Here is a 15,810-nt window from a genome sequence, read left to right as displayed (position 1 = left end):
GGCGTCAGGCGGAGCCCTGGTTGACCGAGGGCGTGGCGATGGACGGTCTGCGCATCGCGGCCTGCTGGGCGAGCACCATCAGATCCTTGTCCAGCTGGGGCACGTCCAGCAGCAGCGAGTCCGGGTCGTAGCGGAAGTCGGCCTGCAACAAGCCCAGCAGCGTCTGCAGGGCCTGCTCGCCATTCTGTCCCGCGATGGTGGCGAAGACGACGCGTCCCTGCTCCAGGTGCAGGAAGCCCTCGTGCGCGTGGTACTTGAGGTACAGCCGTCCGGACTTCTTCCCCGTGCCGAGCAGCTTCAGCAGCTCCGGCGCCGGCATTTCGTCCAGGCTGCCGCGCACCATGCGCGCCGGACCGTTGTGCTGGATGCGGTCGTCGTAGAGCGTGCGGACCGTCTTCGCCGCCGCCTCGGGCTCCGCGGGAGGCACCACCGCCGTGGCTCCACCCATCATCAACCGCTCGCGCGTGCCGGCGTCCGGGTCTCCGAGCACCACCACCGGCAGGCCCGCGTTCTCGGGCGAGACGCGCACCGCCTGCAGCAGCCCCAGCACCTCCTCCAGCCCGAACTTCAGTCCCACCACCAGCACGTCGCAGTCCTGGTTCACCAGCGCGTCGTAGGCGCCGTCCAGCGACGACAGCGAGTCCACCACCAGCCCCAGCCGGTGCACGGAGTCCAGCAGGTCCGTCCGAGTGCCCTCCTCGGGCTCCACGATGAGCACCTGACGCCCGTCGTTCGCGATGCGGTGGCGCAGCAGCTCGCCGCTCTGCACCTGCATGACGATGTCCGCCACCACGGGGTCGTACAGCTTGCCCGAGTTCTCCCGCAGGTGGTCCAGCGCCTGCTCCTTGGTCAGCGCCTTGCCGTACGCGTTGGCCGGGTTCTTCGTCAGCTCCAGGAAGCTGTCCACCGCCGCCAGGATGCGCGCACCGAGGGTGATGTCATCGCCCTTCGCCCCCTGTGGGACTCCAGAGCCGTCATAGGCCTCGTAGAGCTGCGCGAGCATGGTGTTCGCCTGCACTGGCAGGTTCACCGTCTCGAAGAGCTTCGAGGGGAGCCGGCAGTAGCGTTTGGCCTCGGCCATCCACTCCGGGTTCACCGCGTTGTTGGCCAGGCAGAAGTGGTGCTCGGCTGGCTTGCCCAGGTCGTGCAGGTAGCCCGCGATGGTCAACGCCATCACGTCCCTGGGCGGCATCCCCAGGCGCCGGCCCACCACTGCCGCTTGCCGCGCGAGCTGCGCCGAGTGTCCCCGGTGGTGCTTGCGATCCCGCTCCAGCATCGTCACCAGGACGTTCAGCGTCTCGATGTAGTCCTTGTCCGACACCAGGCCGCGGGAGCCCAGCGGGGTCTCTCCGCGAGCGGTGTTGTGCCGCACCTGCGTGCCCTGGCGGCCCAGCCGCGCCCGGGCGTCCGTCTCCAGGCGGAGCTGGAGGCTGCTCTTCGGGTTGGTCCCCGAGGTGTTCTCGTAGGCGGTGGCCATGGCGGACACGTCCGCCCGGAGCTGCTGGGAGCTCCCCTCCAACGAGGCGAAGGCCGTGGGATCGCCGTAGTAGTGCTTGCGGATGGCGGCGGCGATGGTGCTGCGCAGGCCCACGTACGCGTAGACCTCGGACATGCCCGTCACCAGGGCGATCTCGTCCATCAGCTTCTTGTTCTGCGGCTCGGCGGCCACCACCGACAGCAGCTTGCGCTCCGGATCGATGGCCAGCGGAAGCACGTTCTGCGCCTCCGCCAGCCGGACCGGCACCTTGTCCAGCACCTCCGTCGGAATCTTCGCCTTCGACAGCTTCTCCGCGGACACGAAGCGCGTCTGGAACTCGGCCGCCAGGAAGCGCAGCAGCGCCGCTTCCTGGAGGAGGCCGATCTCCACCAGACAATCTCCCAGCCGGTGGCCGGTGATCTTCTGGTGCTCCAGCGCCTTCGCGATGGACTCGGTCGTGACCAGCCCCGCTTCGACGAGGCGCTCGCCCAGCTTCTTCGCCATGTCAGCCTTCCGTGTCCGAGCCCTCCTCGGGCCTGGAGGCGGGCTCCGACTTCGTTGCCGTCAACACACTGAAGGGCTTGAACGTCAGCTCCTTGGGAACGTTCACCGGCTCGCGAGGCGGCTTGGGCTCGCGGGCCTCGCGCGGTTCACGCTGCTCGCGGGCCTCACGCGGCTCGCGCGGCGGCCTGGGCTCGCGTGGCGGCCTGTCCGCGCGCTCGGGCCGCTCCGGCCTCTCGGGACGCTGGGCCTGCTGGCCCTCGCCCGCGGGGGTGCCCGTCTTCTCCGGCCGCTCCTTGGGCTTCTTCTCCTTGTCCTTCTTGCGGCGCGTCTCCACCGGCGCCCGGCCGCGCTGCGTGGGCGCGGGGCCCTTCCACAGCTGACGGTCGTAGAGGCGCAGGTTCTCCGTCCACCGCTCGTTGGGATCGCGCTGCATCGCCTCCACCCAGGAGGCGATCCGCGAGTCCAGCGAGTCCAGCGCGTGGACGATGTGCGCCTCGATGGTCATCGGCAGCTTGGGCGAGCCGTACTCCAGGCGTCCATGGTGCGCGAGGACGAGGTGGGTGAGGTGCTGCTCGAGCAGCGGGGGGAAGTTGGGGATGGCGAGCGACTTCTCGCGGATCTTCTGCGCCGTCATGACGAGGTGGCCCACCAGCTTGCCCTCGTCGGTGTAGTCGAAGCCCTTCTCCGGGGAGATCTCCGCGACCTTCATCACGTCGTGGAGCAGGGCGCCGGCGAGCAGCAGGTCGCGGTCCGCCATGGGGTAGTGGTCCGCCACGCGGAGCGTCAACCGCATCACGGACAGCAGGTGGTCGGCCAGTCCGCCGCGGTAGGCGTGGTGGACGCCCTTGGCGGCCGGGGCGTTGGGCAGGCCCGCGGCGATCTGCGGATCGTCCAGGAAGGCGAGCAGCAGGGCCTTCACGTTCGGATCGTTCACGCGCTCGGTGACGATCTCCCGGATCTGCCCGACGGCGCGGGCGCCACCGTGGCCGTCCTTGCCCTCGCGGGGCGCGGGCTGCTCCTCGCGGCCCTCACGGGGCTCGCGGGCGGGAGCGGCGGCCTTGGGCGCGGGCTGCTCCTCGCGAGCGGGAGGCGCGGCCGGGGGCTCGAACTCCTTGGGATCGAGCGGCTCGGGGTCCAGTCTCTCGAGCGACTCGATGACCACCTGCGACTTGCCGTGGAAGCCAATGACATTGCCACGGACGAGCACGTAGTCACCGGTGTTGAACACCGCCTCGAGCGCCTCGACCTTGTCGAAGACGCGGGCGTCGATCTCTCCGCTCTTGTCCACGAGGACCACGGAGAGGAACACCTTGCCGCTGCGCGCGGTGACGCGGTCCTTCTTCGTGACGCGGAAGACGGTATTGACCTGGTCCTTCTCCCGCAGGTCCTTCGCATAGACCTTGCGCACCATCTCCTCGGGTGCGCCGGCGGGGGAGGCGTTGGGGGAATTGTCGGCCTGATTGTCGGTCGTCATCTCGGCCGGCGACACTAGCACCACCCGGGCGGTTAGGATGGGATTCATGTCCTTCCTTCCCGCTCTGCCCCTGCTCGTCCTGCTGGCTGGCGCCGATGAACCGGCCTGGAAACAGGTGACCCGTGATGACGGCATCACCGTACTGGCCCGGACCCCCGAGGGGGGCTCGGTGGCCGAGGTGAAGGCCACCGCCCTGGTGGATGCGCCGCCCCACGACGTGTGGCGGGTCATCCGTGACTACCCGAACTACAAGAAGACGATGCCCTACACCGAGGAGAGCCGCGTGCTGTCCTCGGAGCAGGACGGGAAGGTCATCGTGTTCCAGTGCCTGGTGAACGCGCCGCTGGTGGACAAGCGCGAATTCATCATCCGGATCGTCGACGAGTCGGACTGGAAGGACGGCCAGGGCTTCCTGAAGGCGGCGTGGACGATGGCCACGGAGGGGCTGCCCCCCGAGCGCGAGGGGGTGGTGCGTGTGAAACTCAACAGAGGCTACTGGCTGCTGGAGCCGCGCGAGGAGGGGAAGAAGACCTTCGTCACCTACTACCTCTACACGGACCCGGGAGGCTCGCTGCCCGGGTGGGTGGCCGACCGGGCGAACAAGAAGTCCGTGCCGGACGTGCTCCGGGCCGTGCGCAAGTACGCCACGAAGAAGTAGGGCTCAGCTCACCTCGAGGGCGATGCCCGACAGGTAGTCCGTGCCGGGGAAGCCCACCAGGGTGGGGTGGTCCGGCGGCAGGCCGAGCCGGGCGAAGCGGAAGCCCACGCGCCCCTCGAACTCGCATGCCGCGGCCACCAGTTCGTCGAAGCTGCCGGTGGCCAGGGGCGGGTGGTAGCCGACGAGGAGGAGATAGCCGCCGTGGCGGGTGGCGCGCAGGCCCAGGCGCACCTGCTCGATGAAGGTGTCGGCGGAGGAGGCCTCGGGGGTGTCCAGCAGCACCAGGTCGAAGGTGTCGTGCAGGCCGCGCAGCACGGAGAGCGCGTCGCCGCGTTGCACCTGGAGGCGGCCCAGCAGTCCGTTGGCCTCACCGTTCTCCCGGGCGAGGTCCGCCGTGTCCGCGTCGGCGTCGAAGGCGAGGATGGAGCGGGCACCATGGCGGCCCGCGTGGACGAAGAGGCCGCCCACGTGGCAGCTCGGGTCCAGCACCCGGGCCCCCTGGGACAGGCGGGAGATGAAGCGGCGCAGCTCGCGCTGGTCGTACGGGTAGCCCACGCCCGGGCCATAGGTGAGGTCCACCGTGAAGCGGGCCCCCATCTCCAGCACGCGGCTCCAGCGCGGCGGGTTGCCATACAGGGCATGGGGCCGCTGCACGGGCAGGCCGAGCTGCCGGCGCCGGGCGGTGTCGTTGCGCAGCAGCACGGACTCGGCCCCGCCTACCTCCACGAGGGCGCGGGTGATCTCCTGCAGCCGCGCGTCCATGGCCCGCGTGAGCGTCTGGACGACGAGGTGCGTGTCGTAGCGGTCCACGATGAGGCCGGGGAGGGCGTCACCATCGTCGTTGATGACGCGGCAGAAGCGCGGGTCATCCACCATGCGCGCGCGGCGCTCGAAGGCGTGGCGGACGTGGCGGGGGATGAGACCCTCGGCGGACTCGTCGGGCAGCCCCAGCCGGCGTACCGCGTAGGAGGCCTCGAGGTCCACGTCCGCCAGACCCAGCACGTGCCCGTCCTCGTCCCGGAGCTGCACGGCTTCTCCCACGGAGGGAGTGCCTTCCATCGAGACGATGTCCTCCCGGCGGACCCAGGGCGCTCCGTGCTTCAGCCTCCGCGCCGCCTCGCGGGAAAGGTAGGTGTTGAGCAAGGCCATCCTCCCCTGTGCGTGGGCCGGATCTCCGGCCACGCGCCGTGTGCTTCCTTGGAGGGGAACATGCGGCAGGCGGGGACCGGGTGCGGGGAGGGCGAGGATGCTCGGCTGGAGGGCAGGGGAGCGGGGAGGGAAGACCCTCACCCTAGCCCTCTCCCAGAGGGAGAGGGGACATCCACGGTGAGGAACCAGGTTGGACCCTCTCCCTCTGGGAGAGGGACGGGGTGAGGGTCGTCACCCTGCTCTCCGTGCTGCTGCTCAGGCTCCCGGTGAGCCCGGCCGCTTGAAGGCCTTGGTCGTCACCCGCATGAGCACCACGCCCGTGGCCAGTGCCAGGACGAAGCCCAGGCCCCGCCGGGTCGCGGAGTCGCTCGTGATGAGCATCAGTGCACAGATGCCCAGCACGACCGACACGGCGGCTCCCACCCACTGGCCGCGAGCGGACAGTCCCGTCGAGGGAGGCCGGGCCCGGGCGAGCGTCGGGATGCTCGAGGCCTTGCGCCACGTGGTGTGGCCCTCCTCGAGCACCTCGTCGTCGGGCCCCACCAGACCCTGGGTGTACGCCACCTCGATGTCCCTCATGGTGGAGTACCCCAGCTCTCCGTCAGGCGTGCGTACGCGGTAGCGCATGGCTCCCTCCCGTGGTTTCAGGCCAGCTCGCGCGCAATCTGCTCCGCCACGCGCAGTCCATCAATGGCCGAGGAGACGATACCGCCCGCGTAGCCACAGCCCTCGCCGGCGGGGTAGAGCCCCCGCATCGACACGGACTGCATGTCCTCGCCGCGGGTAATCCGCACCGGCGAGCTGGTGCGGCTCTCGATGCCGATGAGCTTGCCCTCATCACTGATGAAACCACGCATCTTCCGGTCGAACGCCTTCAGCGCCTGCTTCAGTGACTGTGTGAGGCTCGGAGGGAAGAGCTTGTTCAGATCCGTATGCGCCAGGCCCGGCCGGTAGCTCGTCCCACCCGGGTCCTTCTTCACGCGCCCGGCCAGGTAGTCCGGAATCGTCTGCGCGGGGGCGTAGAACTTCCCGCCGCCCAGCTCGTACGCCTTGGCCTCCCAGTGGCGCTGGAACTCCAGGCCCGCCAGGGGCCCTCGGAACCCCTCGCGCTCGAAGTCCTGCACGGACACGGTGACGACGATGCCCGCGTTGGCGTACTTCGCGTTGCGGCGCGAGTTGCTCATGCCGTTGGTGCACTGCAGCCCGTCCTGGGTGGGCGTGGGCACCACGATGCCGCCCGGGCACATGCAGAACGAGTAGATGCCGCGCACCTCCCCATCCACCTCCAGGTTCTCCGCCAGCTTGTAGTCGGCCGGGGGCAGCTTCGGGTTCTTCGCCGCGCTCCCGTACTGGATGGAGTTGATGAGGCCCTGCGGGTGCTCGGCCCGGAAGCCGAGGGCGAAGGGCTTGGGCTCGATGACCACGCGCCCGTCCGCGGCGAAGCGCTCATAGAGCTCGCGCGCCGAGTTGCCCGGGGCGAGCACGACCCGGTCGCTCTCCAGCGTGCGCCCATCCGTGAGCTTCAGCCCCGCGACCCGGCCGTCCCGGTAGAGCACCTCCTCCACCTTGTGCTCGAAGAGCACCTGGCAGCCCCCGGCGATGAGCTCGTCGCGCAGCGTCGCCACCGCGCCCGGCAGCAGGTCCGAGCCGATGTGCGGCTTGCCCTCGATGAGGATGTGGTCCGGCGCGCCGCACCGGGCGAACGTCTCGATGACCTTGCGCACCATGGGGTGGTTGATGCGCGTGGACAACTTGCCGTCGGTATAAGCGCCGGCCCCACCCTCTCCGAAGTTCATGTTGCTCTCCGGATCCAACGAGCCGTCCCGCATCAGCTTCGCCACATCTTTCCGCCGCGACACGACTTCCTTGCCGCGCTCGAGGAGGATGGTGCGTACGCCGCGTTCCAGCAGGCCCAGGGCGCAGAAGAGGCCGGCGGGTCCGGTGCCGATGATGAGGGGCATCCGCTCCGGCGGCTTCACGCGCTCGGGAGGCTCGGGAGGCGGGGGGGTCTCGCTCACGTCCGGAGGCATGCGCCCGAGCTTGCGCCCCGGAGCCACTTCCACCTCCAGCGTATAGATGTAGCGAGGACTGCCTTTCTTGCGTGCGTCCAGCACCGCGCGCACGACCCGCACGGACGCCAGGTCCGATCGAGTCACGCCCAGCTTCTCGGCCGCACGCTGGCCGAGCAGCTCTTCCGGCTCGTCCAACCACAGCCCGATGTTGTTCACCCGATACGCCATGCGCTGCTCTCTTCTCCTGAAGCAGGGGAAAGGGGGCGCGTATGTGCGCCGTCCGAGCCCCCAAATGCAAGCTGTTGAACACCCCTGGGGCGGGTGGGTGCGAACTTGACGATGCACCCCGCTCATGCGGTCCCCCGGGGATTCTCGCGAGGTGCGAAGGGCCCTTCGCATCTGCGCGAGGTGCCGCCAGGCCCCCAGACTCTCTCAACTCCCCGAGAGTCATGGGGAATTCATCTGGAAGGTGACGGCTGGCACGGGGGTTGAAGAGCCAGCCCCCAGTGATTACGCGGTCCCACCGCTTTCGGAGGACACGTCCTTGAGTACTGACAAGCAGGGCACTCGAATCCTTGCACGCACCTTCTTCAACCAGCTGCGCGCCAGCGGCTACACCCCGATGCAGATCATCGGCATGGCCACCGAGCTGCTGGATTTGGTAACGGAGGACCTCAAGGGAGTCGACAAGGGTGTTGTGCAGCAGACGCAGGAGGCCCGGCCGGACTTCCGGCAGGAAGTCTGAAGCGTTAGACTGGGGCCGTCCCTAGCGGGCGGACGGGTTCCGGGCAGGTCCCGGGGCTCGAGCGCCCCTAGGAGGCAAGCAAAGAAGACCGGCCCCTGGGCCGGTTTTTTCGTTTCAGCCCCCCATGCGCTCACGGCGGCGCTGGCGGGCGGCGGCTCCGGCGACGATGAGCAGGCCGGCGTCCATGGCGGTGAAGACGGAGCTGGCGGTACGTGGCGCGAGCGCTCCGAGCAGGATGGCGCCTCCCACGAAGGCCAGCCTGTCCACCCAGGCGGAGCGCGGCTGTGGCAGCACCAGCACCATCACGCACAGGGCGAGGGGAAGCCCGAGGGCCACCTGGCGGGCGATCTGGGGTCCGCTGTTGATCACCGTCTCCCAGTTGTGCACGAGGATGGCGGCGAAGATGACGACGGTGCCCACGGCGAGCACCAGCACGCCCGCGGCGGCCGCGTCCTTGGTGAGGCGGGCCTTCTCGTCGAAGTGCCGGGTGGCGAGGTCCACCAGGTGCTCGAGCGCGCTGTTGAGGATCTCCGCGAAGAAGATGAGGAGGACGCAGAAGATGAGCGTCACCTTCTCGGCGAGCCCCAGCTCGATGCCGCTGCCCACCAGGCCCACGAGCAGCGCGGAGACGAGGTGGACGCGCATGTTTCGCTGGTGGACGACGGTGTGGATGAGCCCGTTCCACGCATGGCACAAGGAAGCGAGCATCCCGGAGCCACCGCGAGGCGGGTAGGTCGGAGGCTGCTTCTTCTCGGGAGGCGGCTGGGGTGAGAGGGCAGGGGTGCTCATCATGGACAGGTTAGCGGGAGAGCAGGCGGGCACCACGGATTGATTGCCGTGCCCTCGCGCCGAGGCCTAACGTCCGCCCCCTCATGGCCCTTCCTGCTCACGTACGTGCCACCGCCTGCGTGCTGATGTCCCTGCTCTGCCTGCCGAGCACGGCCCTCGCACAGGAGGACGGTTCCTTCTCCCATGCCTGCGGCCTGGAGCCGCCAGATGCCGTCTATGTGCCGCTGCCGGGCCCGAGGCCCCACGAGACACAGTGGCGCTCCTCGGAGCCGCCCCTGGTGCGCCGGGAGGACCCGGCGGGCAGGGTCTCCGCGCTCTCGGGTCTGCCTCAGACGCGGGTGCGCACCGGAGCGCTGTCGGGAAAGACGATCTACCTGAGCCCGGGACACGGCTTCTATCGCAGCGCGCCCCTGGGCCGGTGGGCGACCCAGCGCGGCAACACGAACGACGTCGTCGAGGACCTGGTCTCCCTCGAGACGCTCGACCAGTACCTGATGCCGATGCTGATGGGGGCGGGCGCCACGGTGATTCCCGTGCGCGAGTCGGACCTCAATCCGCACATGGCCATCGTCGACAACGGCCGGGAGGGCTATTCGGAGGAGGGCACCGCGGAGCTCTTCTCCACCGCCACCCCCGGCTGGGGTCCGCCGCCCATGCCCATGGGGAACGCGGTGCGGCCCTTCCAGCTCGGAGACCACCGGGTGATGACGGCCGCGTCCACGGCCACCGCGCGCGCCACCTGGGCGCCCGCGATTCCGGCCGACGGCTACTACCACGTGTACGTCTCGTATGGCGCGGACCCGGACCGTGTGACGGATGCGCACTACGTGGTGAAGCACGCGGGCGGCGAGAGCCATTTCCGGGTGAACCAGCGCCGCCATGGAGGAACGTGGCTGATGTTGGGCCGCTTCTACTTCCGGACGGGCCAGCACCCGGAGACGGCCTCGGTGGTGGCGCTCAACGACTCGGCGGAAGCGGGCAGCATGTCGCTGGACGCGGTGCGCTTCGGTGGCGGTAGCGGCGCCATCGGTGACGCCGCCCTGGGCGCCCTGCCGCGTCCCCGCGCCGAGGAGTGTGCGCGCTACCACACCCAGTTCAGCGGTGCGCCGCCCGAGGTGTTCGCGCCCTCGGGCACCAACGCGCTCTCCAACGAGCGCAATGACGACGTCTCCGCGCGCCCGCGCTTCGCCGCCTGGCTGCACGAGGAGGGGGAGGACGCCATCTACGTCGCCTGGCACACCAACGCCTCCAGCAACGGCACCGTGCGCGGCACCGAGGCCTACGTCTACGGCCCCAATCCCGTGGACGGCACGTACAACTTCACCGGTGTGCCCGGCAGCGAGGTGCTCGCGCAGAGCCTGCTGGACGAGCTGAAGGCGGACCTGCAGCGGGAGGTGGAGCCCTCCTGGCGGGTGCGCAACCTGCGCTCGGCCAACCTGGGCGAGGTGAATCCGAGGCACAACCCGGAGATCCCCTCCGTGCTGATGGAGGTGGCCTACCACGACAACGCGCAGGACGCCGCGCGGCTCAAGGACCCGAACTTCCGGCGGATCGCCGCGCGTTCCTTCCTCCAGGGCATCATCAAGTACTTCGCCGCGCGCGACGGCGTGGCGGTGCAGCTGCCTCCCGAGGCGCCCTCCGCGGTGGTGGCGCGCAACGCGGGGAGCGGCAAGGTGGAGGTGAAGTGGGCGGTGCCTCCGGACCCGGATGCCAACGTGCCCTCGAAGTTCCCGGCCACCGGCTACCGCGTCTACCAGAGCGCGGACGGGCTGGCCTGGGACGAGGGCGCCGAGACGGACTCCACCACCTTCTCGCTCACCCTGACGCCGGGAACCACGCGCTACTTCCGCGTGGCGGCCCTCAACGCTGGAGGCGAGTCCTTCCCCTCGGAGGTGGTGGGCGTGCGCGTGCCGGAGGCGGGCCGGAGCACGGAGGTGCTCGTGGTCAATGCCTTCCTCCGCCTGGACGCGACGCTGGCGCGCGCCGAGAACCTCTCGGCGTACGATCTGGGCTCGCCCCTGCGCGCGCTGCTGGAGTCCATGAACGACGGAACGGCCCTGCTTCGTCACGGAGACGCGGTGTCGCAGCTCGGGGTGGCGTTCGACGGAGCGACCAGTGAGGCGCTCGCCGCGGGCCTCTTCACGCCTGTGGGCTACCGGGTGCTGGACTGGTTCACCGGGCGGGGTGGGGTAGGGGGCGCGGGTCCCAGCGCCGCCGAACAGGCGCTGATGCGGACCTTCGTCGCCGGAGGCGGGCACCTGCTGCTCTCGGGCAGCCATGTGGCCTCCGCGCTCGCCGCGGGCAGCACGGAGGACCAGTCCTTCCTGACCGGGTTCCTCCGCGCCCTGCCTGGTTGCGGTGAGTCGGCGCTCCTGGTGAATGGGCGCTCGGATGGATGGTTCCCGGGCCTCACCGGCTCACTGCTCGATGACGGGCTGCGGGGCTCCTTCCCCGTGGGGGTGCCGGATGTCCTCATCCCCCTGGAGGGGGGCTCCCCCGTGCTGGGCTATGCCGGGACCGACTGGGCCGCGGGCGTGGCCTCCTCAGCGGGGGGACAGGTGCTCTTCCTGGGCATGCCCTTCGAGGGACTCGTCAATCCCTCGCGCCGCGCCTACCTCATGGGGACCTTCCTCGCACGAGCGGGCGTGCTGGCCTCGGCCCCCACGCCGCCCGAGGGGGAGGACCTCCTGCCCCCGGGGGCACCCGCTACGTTGATGGGCTCCGGCGCCCCCTGCTCGCTGGGCCGGATGCCTGATTCCTATGTCAACGCGGAGACCGGCTGTGGCTGCCGGGCAGGCGGGGGAACCGCCCCTGTTGCATGTCTGTTGCTGCTCCTGACTGTTCAGCTGCGGCGCGCGCGTCGTTCTCGCTTCACTGAGCGTTGACTCGCGAGCGCCACATGCCTACGGTCGGCCGCCCTTTCCCACGGCGGGAGGGCGTACGGCCCGTCGTGCGCATTTCAACACCCAAGGAGACTGTGACATGGCCACCAGGATTGCCATCAACGGGTTTGGTCGCATCGGTCGTTGCGTGCTGCGTGCTGCGCTCAGCCGCAAGGAGAACATCGAGATCGTCGCCATCAACGACCTCGACGAGCCGTCCGCGCTGGCGCACCTCTTCAAGTACGACTCGGTGCACCGCATGTGGCCGGGCGATGTGAAGGCCTCGGACAAGGGCATCGTCATCGACGGCAAGGAGATCGCCGTCACCGCCCAGAAGGAGCCGACCGCGCTGCCCTGGAAGTCCATGGGCGTGGACGTGGTGCTCGAGTGCACCGGCCGCTTCACGGACCGCGAGGGTGCCGAGAAGCACATGGCCGCGGGCGCCAAGAAGGTCATCATCTCCGCGCCGGCCAAGGGCCCGGACCTGACGATCGCCTACGGCATCAACCACGACCAGTACGATCCGAAGAAGCACCACATCCTCTCCAACGCCTCGTGCACCACCAACTGCCTGGCGCCGGTGAGCAAGGTGCTGCTGGAGAACTTCGGCATCGAGAAGGGCGTGATGACCACCATCCACAGCTACACCAACGACCAGCGCATCCTGGATCTCACCCACAAGGATCTGCGCCGCGCCCGCGCCGCCGCGCTGTCGATGATTCCCTCCTCCACGGGTGCCGCCAAGGCCATCGGTGAGGTGCTGCCGGCCCTCAAGGGCAAGATGCACGGCATTTCGGTGCGCGTGCCGACCCCGAACGTGTCCCTGGTGGACCTGAGCGTGGTGACCAGCAAGCCCGTCACCGCCGACGCCGTCAACGCCGCGTTCAAGGCTGCCGCCGAGGGCCCGCTCAAGGGCATCCTCCAGTACAACGACGAGCAGACCGTCTCCGTCGACTACAACGGCAACCCGCACTCCTCCATCTTCGACTCCACCAACACCATGATCGTGGGCGACAACCTGCTCAAGGTGATGGCCTGGTACGACAACGAGTGGGGCTTCTCCAACCGCATGGTGGATACGGTGAAGTTCCTCGTGTCCAAGGGCTTCTAGTCGCAGTTCGCGTTCCGAGTGGGAGGACCGAGATGATCCGCTACATCGACGACATGCAGCTGACCGGAAAGCGCGTCTTCATCCGGGTGGACTTCAACGTTCCCCTGGAGGGCAAGCGCATCACCGATGACACCCGTATCCGCGAGGCACTGCCGACCATCCGGCGTGCACTGGAGATGGGCGGAAAGGTGATCCTCGCCTCCCACCTCGGGCGCCCCAAGGGGCCCGAGCCGAAGTTCTCGCTGGAGCCGGTGGCCAACCGGCTCATCGAGCTGCTCGGCCCCAAGCACGAGGTCATCCTCGCCGACGACTGCGTGGGTGACGGCGTGCGCAAGCTGGTGAAGGACCTGAAGGACGGGCAGGTGCTCATGCTCGAGAACCTGCGCTTCCACAAGGAGGAGGAGGGCAACGACGAGACCTTCGCGCGCGAGCTGGCCTCCTTCGCCGACGTCTACATCAACGACGCCTTCGGCACCGCGCACCGCGCCCATGCCTCCACCGCGGGCATGGTGCCCTTCGTCAAGGAGAAGGGCGCCGGCATGCTGATGCGCAAGGAGCTGGAGTACCTGGGCGGCGCGCTGAAGAACCCGGCCAAGCCCTTCGTGGCCATCCTGGGCGGCGCCAAGGTGAGCGACAAGATCAAGGTCATCGAGAGCCTGCTGCCCAAGGTGGACGCGCTGCTCATCGGTGGCGCCATGGCCTACACCTTCCTCAAGGCGCAGGGCATCGAAGTGGGCAAGAGCCGCGTGGAGGAGGACAAGCTGTCGCTGGCCACGCGCATGCTGGAGGCGGCGCAGCGGCTGAAGACCTCGCTGGTGCTGCCCGTCGACCACGTGTGCAGCACCGAGCCGACGGACAAGGGCGAGGCGCGCGAGGTGGCGGACCGGGCCATTCCCGCCGACCTGATGGGCCTGGACATCGGCCCCAAGACGCGGGCCATGTACTCCGAGCACATCCGCAGCGCGAAGACGGTGGTGTGGAACGGCCCCATGGGCATGTTCGAGGTGGAGAAGTACGCCGCGGGCACGCGCTCGGTGGCCGAGTCCATGGCCATCAACAAGGACGCGATCACCATCGTGGGCGGCGGAGACAGCGCCGCGGCCGTCAACGAGATGGGGCTGGCCAGCAAGCTGAGCCACGTGTCCACGGGCGGCGGCGCCTCGCTGGAGTTCCTCGAGGGCCGTGAGCTGCCGGGCGTGAAGGCGCTCGAGACGAAGTAGTCCACGCATCCAACACCCAGGGAGGGAGTCCTCATGGCGGCACAGGCGCGACGCAAGCTCATCGCCGGTAACTGGAAGATGAACAAGACCATCCCCGAGGGGCTCGCGCTGGTGCGCGAGCTGAAGGGGCTGGTGGCCTCGATTCCGGGAGACCGGGTGGAGCTCGTCGTGGCGCCTCCCTTCGTCTCGCTGCACGCGGTGGCGAAGGAGCTGGAGGGCTCCCCCCTGAAGCTGGCGGCCCAGAACTGCCACTGGGAGGCCAGCGGCGCGTACACCGGCGAGGTGTCCGCGGCGATGCTGAAGGACGTGGGGTGCGCCTACGTCATCCTCGGCCACTCGGAGCGCCGGCAGTACTTCGGCGAGACGGACGAGACGGTGAACAAGCGCACCAAGGCGGTGCTGGGGGCGGGGATGAAGCCCATCATCTGCGTGGGCGAGACGCTGGCCGAGCGCGAGGCCAACCGCACCCTGGAGGTGGTGGAGCGGCAGGTGGCGGGGGCGCTGAAGGGCTTTTCGGCGGCCGAGGTGGCGGGCTTCGTGCTGGCGTACGAGCCGGTGTGGGCCATTGGCACGGGCCGGACGGCCACGAGCGCCCAGGCGCAGGAGGTGCACCGGGCCATCCGCGAGCAGCTGGGCCGGCTGTACGACCGGGACACGGCGGAGCAGGTGCGCATCCAGTACGGCGGGAGCGTGAAGCCGGACAACGCGGCGGAACTGCTGGGGCAGGCGGACGTGGACGGGGCGCTGGTGGGCGGGGCGAGTCTGAAGGCGGGGGACTTCCTGGCGATCGCCCGGGGCGGGGTCTGATCGCAGGAAGATTGTCACCGCGAGGGCCGTTCGGTTAGGCTGCGCGGCCTTTCATCCAGGACCGGAAAGAAGAGTTTAAAGCATGTTGACCTTCGTGACGATCGTGCACGTCCTCCTGTGCGTGTTCATGATCTTCGTCATCCTGTTGCAGCCCGGGAAGGACGCGGGCATGGGCTCTGCCCTGGGTGGCGGTGCGGCGACGAGTGCATTCGGTGGGCGCGGTGCGACGACCTTCCTGAGCAAGGTGACGGGCATCTGCGCGGCGTTGTTCTTCCTGACGTCGCTGGGCCTGTCCTTCGTGGGCATGCGCACCTCGGTGGCGGCGGGCGCGGTGGCGAAGCCGGCGGCGCAGCAGGCTCCGGCGGTGCCGCAGCAGGGCACGGCGCAGCCTGGCAGCGGGGCTCCTCCGGCGGGCCAGATTCCTCCGGCCAATCCGCAGGAGGCGGCGCCTTCCTCGGGTGCGGCTCCCGCGCAGCAGAATGCCCCGGGCACGCCGAGCACGGTGGAGACGCCGCGGCCGGCCGAGACCCCGGCTCCCGCGCCCGCTCAGTAGGTGGGCGTGCGGCCACCCGGCGGAAGAGACCGGGTGGCGATGCGGTTAAAAATCAATGTTGCACAAGGCGCGGTTCGTGGTACTAGAGGCCGCGTCGAAGTTGCCGACGCGGCACGGCGGTAGGGGCCGCGGAGGAAAAGCCCAGGTGGTGGAACTGGTAGACACACCATCTTGAGGGGGTGGCGCCGAAAGGTGTGCGGGTTCGAATCCCGCCCTGGGCACTCCGAAAGAAGCCTCCGAGTCCAAGTGACTCGGGGGCTTTTTTCGTTTCTGGGCTACGCCTCCTGCCTATGTGCCGCCAATGTGCGTGCGCCGTGAAGGTGCACTTGACCAGCGGGTGGAAGTCCCGCCCGAGGAGGAAGTCGACCCCCTCGGTAGCTATCTGGCGGGGACGAGGGGTGACCCTCGGACTCGAAGCCCAGAGACAGA

Annotated in this window: 13 protein-coding genes and 1 tRNA gene; 8 read left to right on the top strand and 6 right to left on the bottom strand. The window is 69.2% G+C overall.

The window, feature by feature from the left end; translation table 11 throughout:
• Nucleotides 1-4 precede the first annotated feature (4 nt).
• Both NR810_RS50820 and NR810_RS50815 read right to left on the bottom strand, forming a co-directional pair.
• A complete protein-coding gene (locus tag NR810_RS50820; RefSeq protein ID WP_257463400.1) occupies nucleotides 5-1,981 on the bottom strand; it encodes an HD domain-containing phosphohydrolase in 1,977 nt (658 codons plus the stop codon).
• 1 nt (nucleotide 1,982) lies between these two features.
• The gene (locus tag NR810_RS50815; protein ID WP_257463421.1) at nucleotides 1,983-3,455 is read right to left on the bottom strand and encodes a 3'-5' exoribonuclease YhaM family protein; all 1,473 of its coding nucleotides are present in this window, start codon (nucleotides 3,453-3,455) and stop codon (nucleotides 1,983-1,985) included.
• A 46-nt stretch (nucleotides 3,456-3,501) separates the two neighbouring features.
• On the opposite strand from NR810_RS50815, the gene NR810_RS50810 reads away from it, so the two are divergent.
• Nucleotides 3,502-4,113 carry an START domain-containing protein gene (locus tag NR810_RS50810; protein ID WP_257463399.1) on the top strand — a complete coding sequence of 204 codons (612 nt, stop codon included), beginning with the start codon at nucleotides 3,502-3,504 and terminating at the stop codon, nucleotides 4,111-4,113.
• 3 nt (nucleotides 4,114-4,116) lie between these two features.
• On the opposite strand, the gene NR810_RS50805 is transcribed toward NR810_RS50810, so the two are convergent.
• From NR810_RS50805 to NR810_RS50795, 3 genes are all read right to left on the bottom strand, one after another.
• Nucleotides 4,117-5,256, bottom strand: a complete 1,140-nt coding sequence (locus NR810_RS50805; protein ID WP_257463398.1) for a class I SAM-dependent rRNA methyltransferase — start codon at nucleotides 5,254-5,256, stop codon at nucleotides 4,117-4,119.
• Nucleotides 5,257-5,517: 261 nt separating this feature from the next.
• Nucleotides 5,518-5,889: a hypothetical protein gene (locus tag NR810_RS50800; RefSeq protein ID WP_257463397.1), complete on the bottom strand. Its 372-nt coding sequence runs from the start codon at nucleotides 5,887-5,889 to the stop codon at nucleotides 5,518-5,520.
• A gap of 17 nt (nucleotides 5,890-5,906) precedes the next feature.
• Nucleotides 5,907-7,502, bottom strand: coding sequence for an NAD(P)/FAD-dependent oxidoreductase (locus NR810_RS50795; protein ID WP_257463396.1), 1,596 nt, complete (start codon nucleotides 7,500-7,502; stop codon nucleotides 5,907-5,909).
• Nucleotides 7,503-7,818: 316 nt separating this feature from the next.
• On the opposite strand from NR810_RS50795, the gene NR810_RS50790 reads away from it, so the two are divergent.
• On the top strand, nucleotides 7,819-8,019 hold the full coding sequence (locus NR810_RS50790; protein ID WP_257463395.1) for a hypothetical protein: 201 nt from the start codon (nucleotides 7,819-7,821) through the stop codon (nucleotides 8,017-8,019).
• A gap of 114 nt (nucleotides 8,020-8,133) precedes the next feature.
• Here the strand turns inward: NR810_RS50790 and NR810_RS50785 are convergent, their stop codons facing one another.
• A complete protein-coding gene (locus tag NR810_RS50785) occupies nucleotides 8,134-8,808 on the bottom strand; it encodes a diacylglycerol kinase family protein (RefSeq protein ID WP_257463420.1) in 675 nt (224 codons plus the stop codon).
• Nucleotides 8,809-8,891: 83 nt separating this feature from the next.
• On the opposite strand from NR810_RS50785, the gene NR810_RS50780 reads away from it, so the two are divergent.
• The 6 genes from NR810_RS50780 (at nucleotide 8,892) to NR810_RS50755 (ending at nucleotide 15,602) form a co-directional block, all read left to right on the top strand.
• Nucleotides 8,892-11,693 carry a golvesin C-terminal-like domain-containing protein gene (locus NR810_RS50780; protein ID WP_257463394.1) on the top strand — a complete coding sequence of 934 codons (2,802 nt, stop codon included), beginning with the start codon at nucleotides 8,892-8,894 and terminating at the stop codon, nucleotides 11,691-11,693.
• 97 nt (nucleotides 11,694-11,790) lie between these two features.
• Nucleotides 11,791-12,801: a type I glyceraldehyde-3-phosphate dehydrogenase gene (gap, locus tag NR810_RS50775; RefSeq protein ID WP_257463393.1), complete on the top strand. Its 1,011-nt coding sequence runs from the start codon at nucleotides 11,791-11,793 to the stop codon at nucleotides 12,799-12,801.
• A gap of 32 nt (nucleotides 12,802-12,833) precedes the next feature.
• On the top strand, nucleotides 12,834-14,021 hold the full coding sequence (locus NR810_RS50770) for a phosphoglycerate kinase (RefSeq protein WP_257463392.1): 1,188 nt from the start codon (nucleotides 12,834-12,836) through the stop codon (nucleotides 14,019-14,021).
• Nucleotides 14,022-14,054: 33 nt separating this feature from the next.
• On the top strand, nucleotides 14,055-14,828 hold the full coding sequence (tpiA, locus tag NR810_RS50765; RefSeq protein ID WP_257463391.1) for a triose-phosphate isomerase: 774 nt from the start codon (nucleotides 14,055-14,057) through the stop codon (nucleotides 14,826-14,828).
• 82 nt (nucleotides 14,829-14,910) lie between these two features.
• Nucleotides 14,911-15,381 (top strand): preprotein translocase subunit SecG, encoded by a 471-nt coding sequence (gene secG, locus NR810_RS50760; protein WP_257463390.1) that lies wholly within the window; start codon nucleotides 14,911-14,913, stop codon nucleotides 15,379-15,381.
• 139 nt (nucleotides 15,382-15,520) lie between these two features.
• Nucleotides 15,521-15,602 (top strand) — tRNA-Leu (locus NR810_RS50755).
• Nucleotides 15,603-15,810 lie beyond the last annotated feature (208 nt).

Origin of the sequence: Archangium lipolyticum (assembly GCF_024623785.1) — a bacterium.
Lineage (GTDB): Bacteria > Myxococcota > Myxococcia > Myxococcales > Myxococcaceae > Archangium > Archangium lipolyticum.
Note: the sequence above shows the minus strand (reverse complement) of the source record. Positions and strands in the feature narration are given on the sequence as shown.

What these genes read in the sequence shown, in the direction of transcription:
- NR810_RS50820 (WP_257463400.1), bottom strand. Translation starts at nt 1,981, where the DNA reads ATGGCGAAGAAGCTGGGCGAGCGCCTCGTCGAAGCGGGGCTGGTCACG.
- NR810_RS50815 (WP_257463421.1), bottom strand. Translation starts at nt 3,455, where the DNA reads ATGACGACCGACAATCAGGCCGACAATTCCCCCAACGCCTCCCCCGCC.
- NR810_RS50810 (WP_257463399.1), top strand. Translation starts at nt 3,502, where the DNA reads ATGTCCTTCCTTCCCGCTCTGCCCCTGCTCGTCCTGCTGGCTGGCGCC.
- NR810_RS50800 (WP_257463397.1), bottom strand. Translation starts at nt 5,889, where the DNA reads ATGCGCTACCGCGTACGCACGCCTGACGGAGAGCTGGGGTACTCCACC.
- NR810_RS50795 (WP_257463396.1), bottom strand. Translation starts at nt 7,502, where the DNA reads ATGGCGTATCGGGTGAACAACATCGGGCTGTGGTTGGACGAGCCGGAA.
- NR810_RS50785 (WP_257463420.1), bottom strand. Translation starts at nt 8,808, where the DNA reads ATGAGCACCCCTGCCCTCTCACCCCAGCCGCCTCCCGAGAAGAAGCAG.
- NR810_RS50780 (WP_257463394.1), top strand. Translation starts at nt 8,892, where the DNA reads ATGGCCCTTCCTGCTCACGTACGTGCCACCGCCTGCGTGCTGATGTCC.
- gap (WP_257463393.1), top strand. Translation starts at nt 11,791, where the DNA reads ATGGCCACCAGGATTGCCATCAACGGGTTTGGTCGCATCGGTCGTTGC.
- NR810_RS50770 (WP_257463392.1), top strand. Translation starts at nt 12,834, where the DNA reads ATGATCCGCTACATCGACGACATGCAGCTGACCGGAAAGCGCGTCTTC.
- tpiA (WP_257463391.1), top strand. Translation starts at nt 14,055, where the DNA reads ATGGCGGCACAGGCGCGACGCAAGCTCATCGCCGGTAACTGGAAGATG.
- secG (WP_257463390.1), top strand. Translation starts at nt 14,911, where the DNA reads ATGTTGACCTTCGTGACGATCGTGCACGTCCTCCTGTGCGTGTTCATG.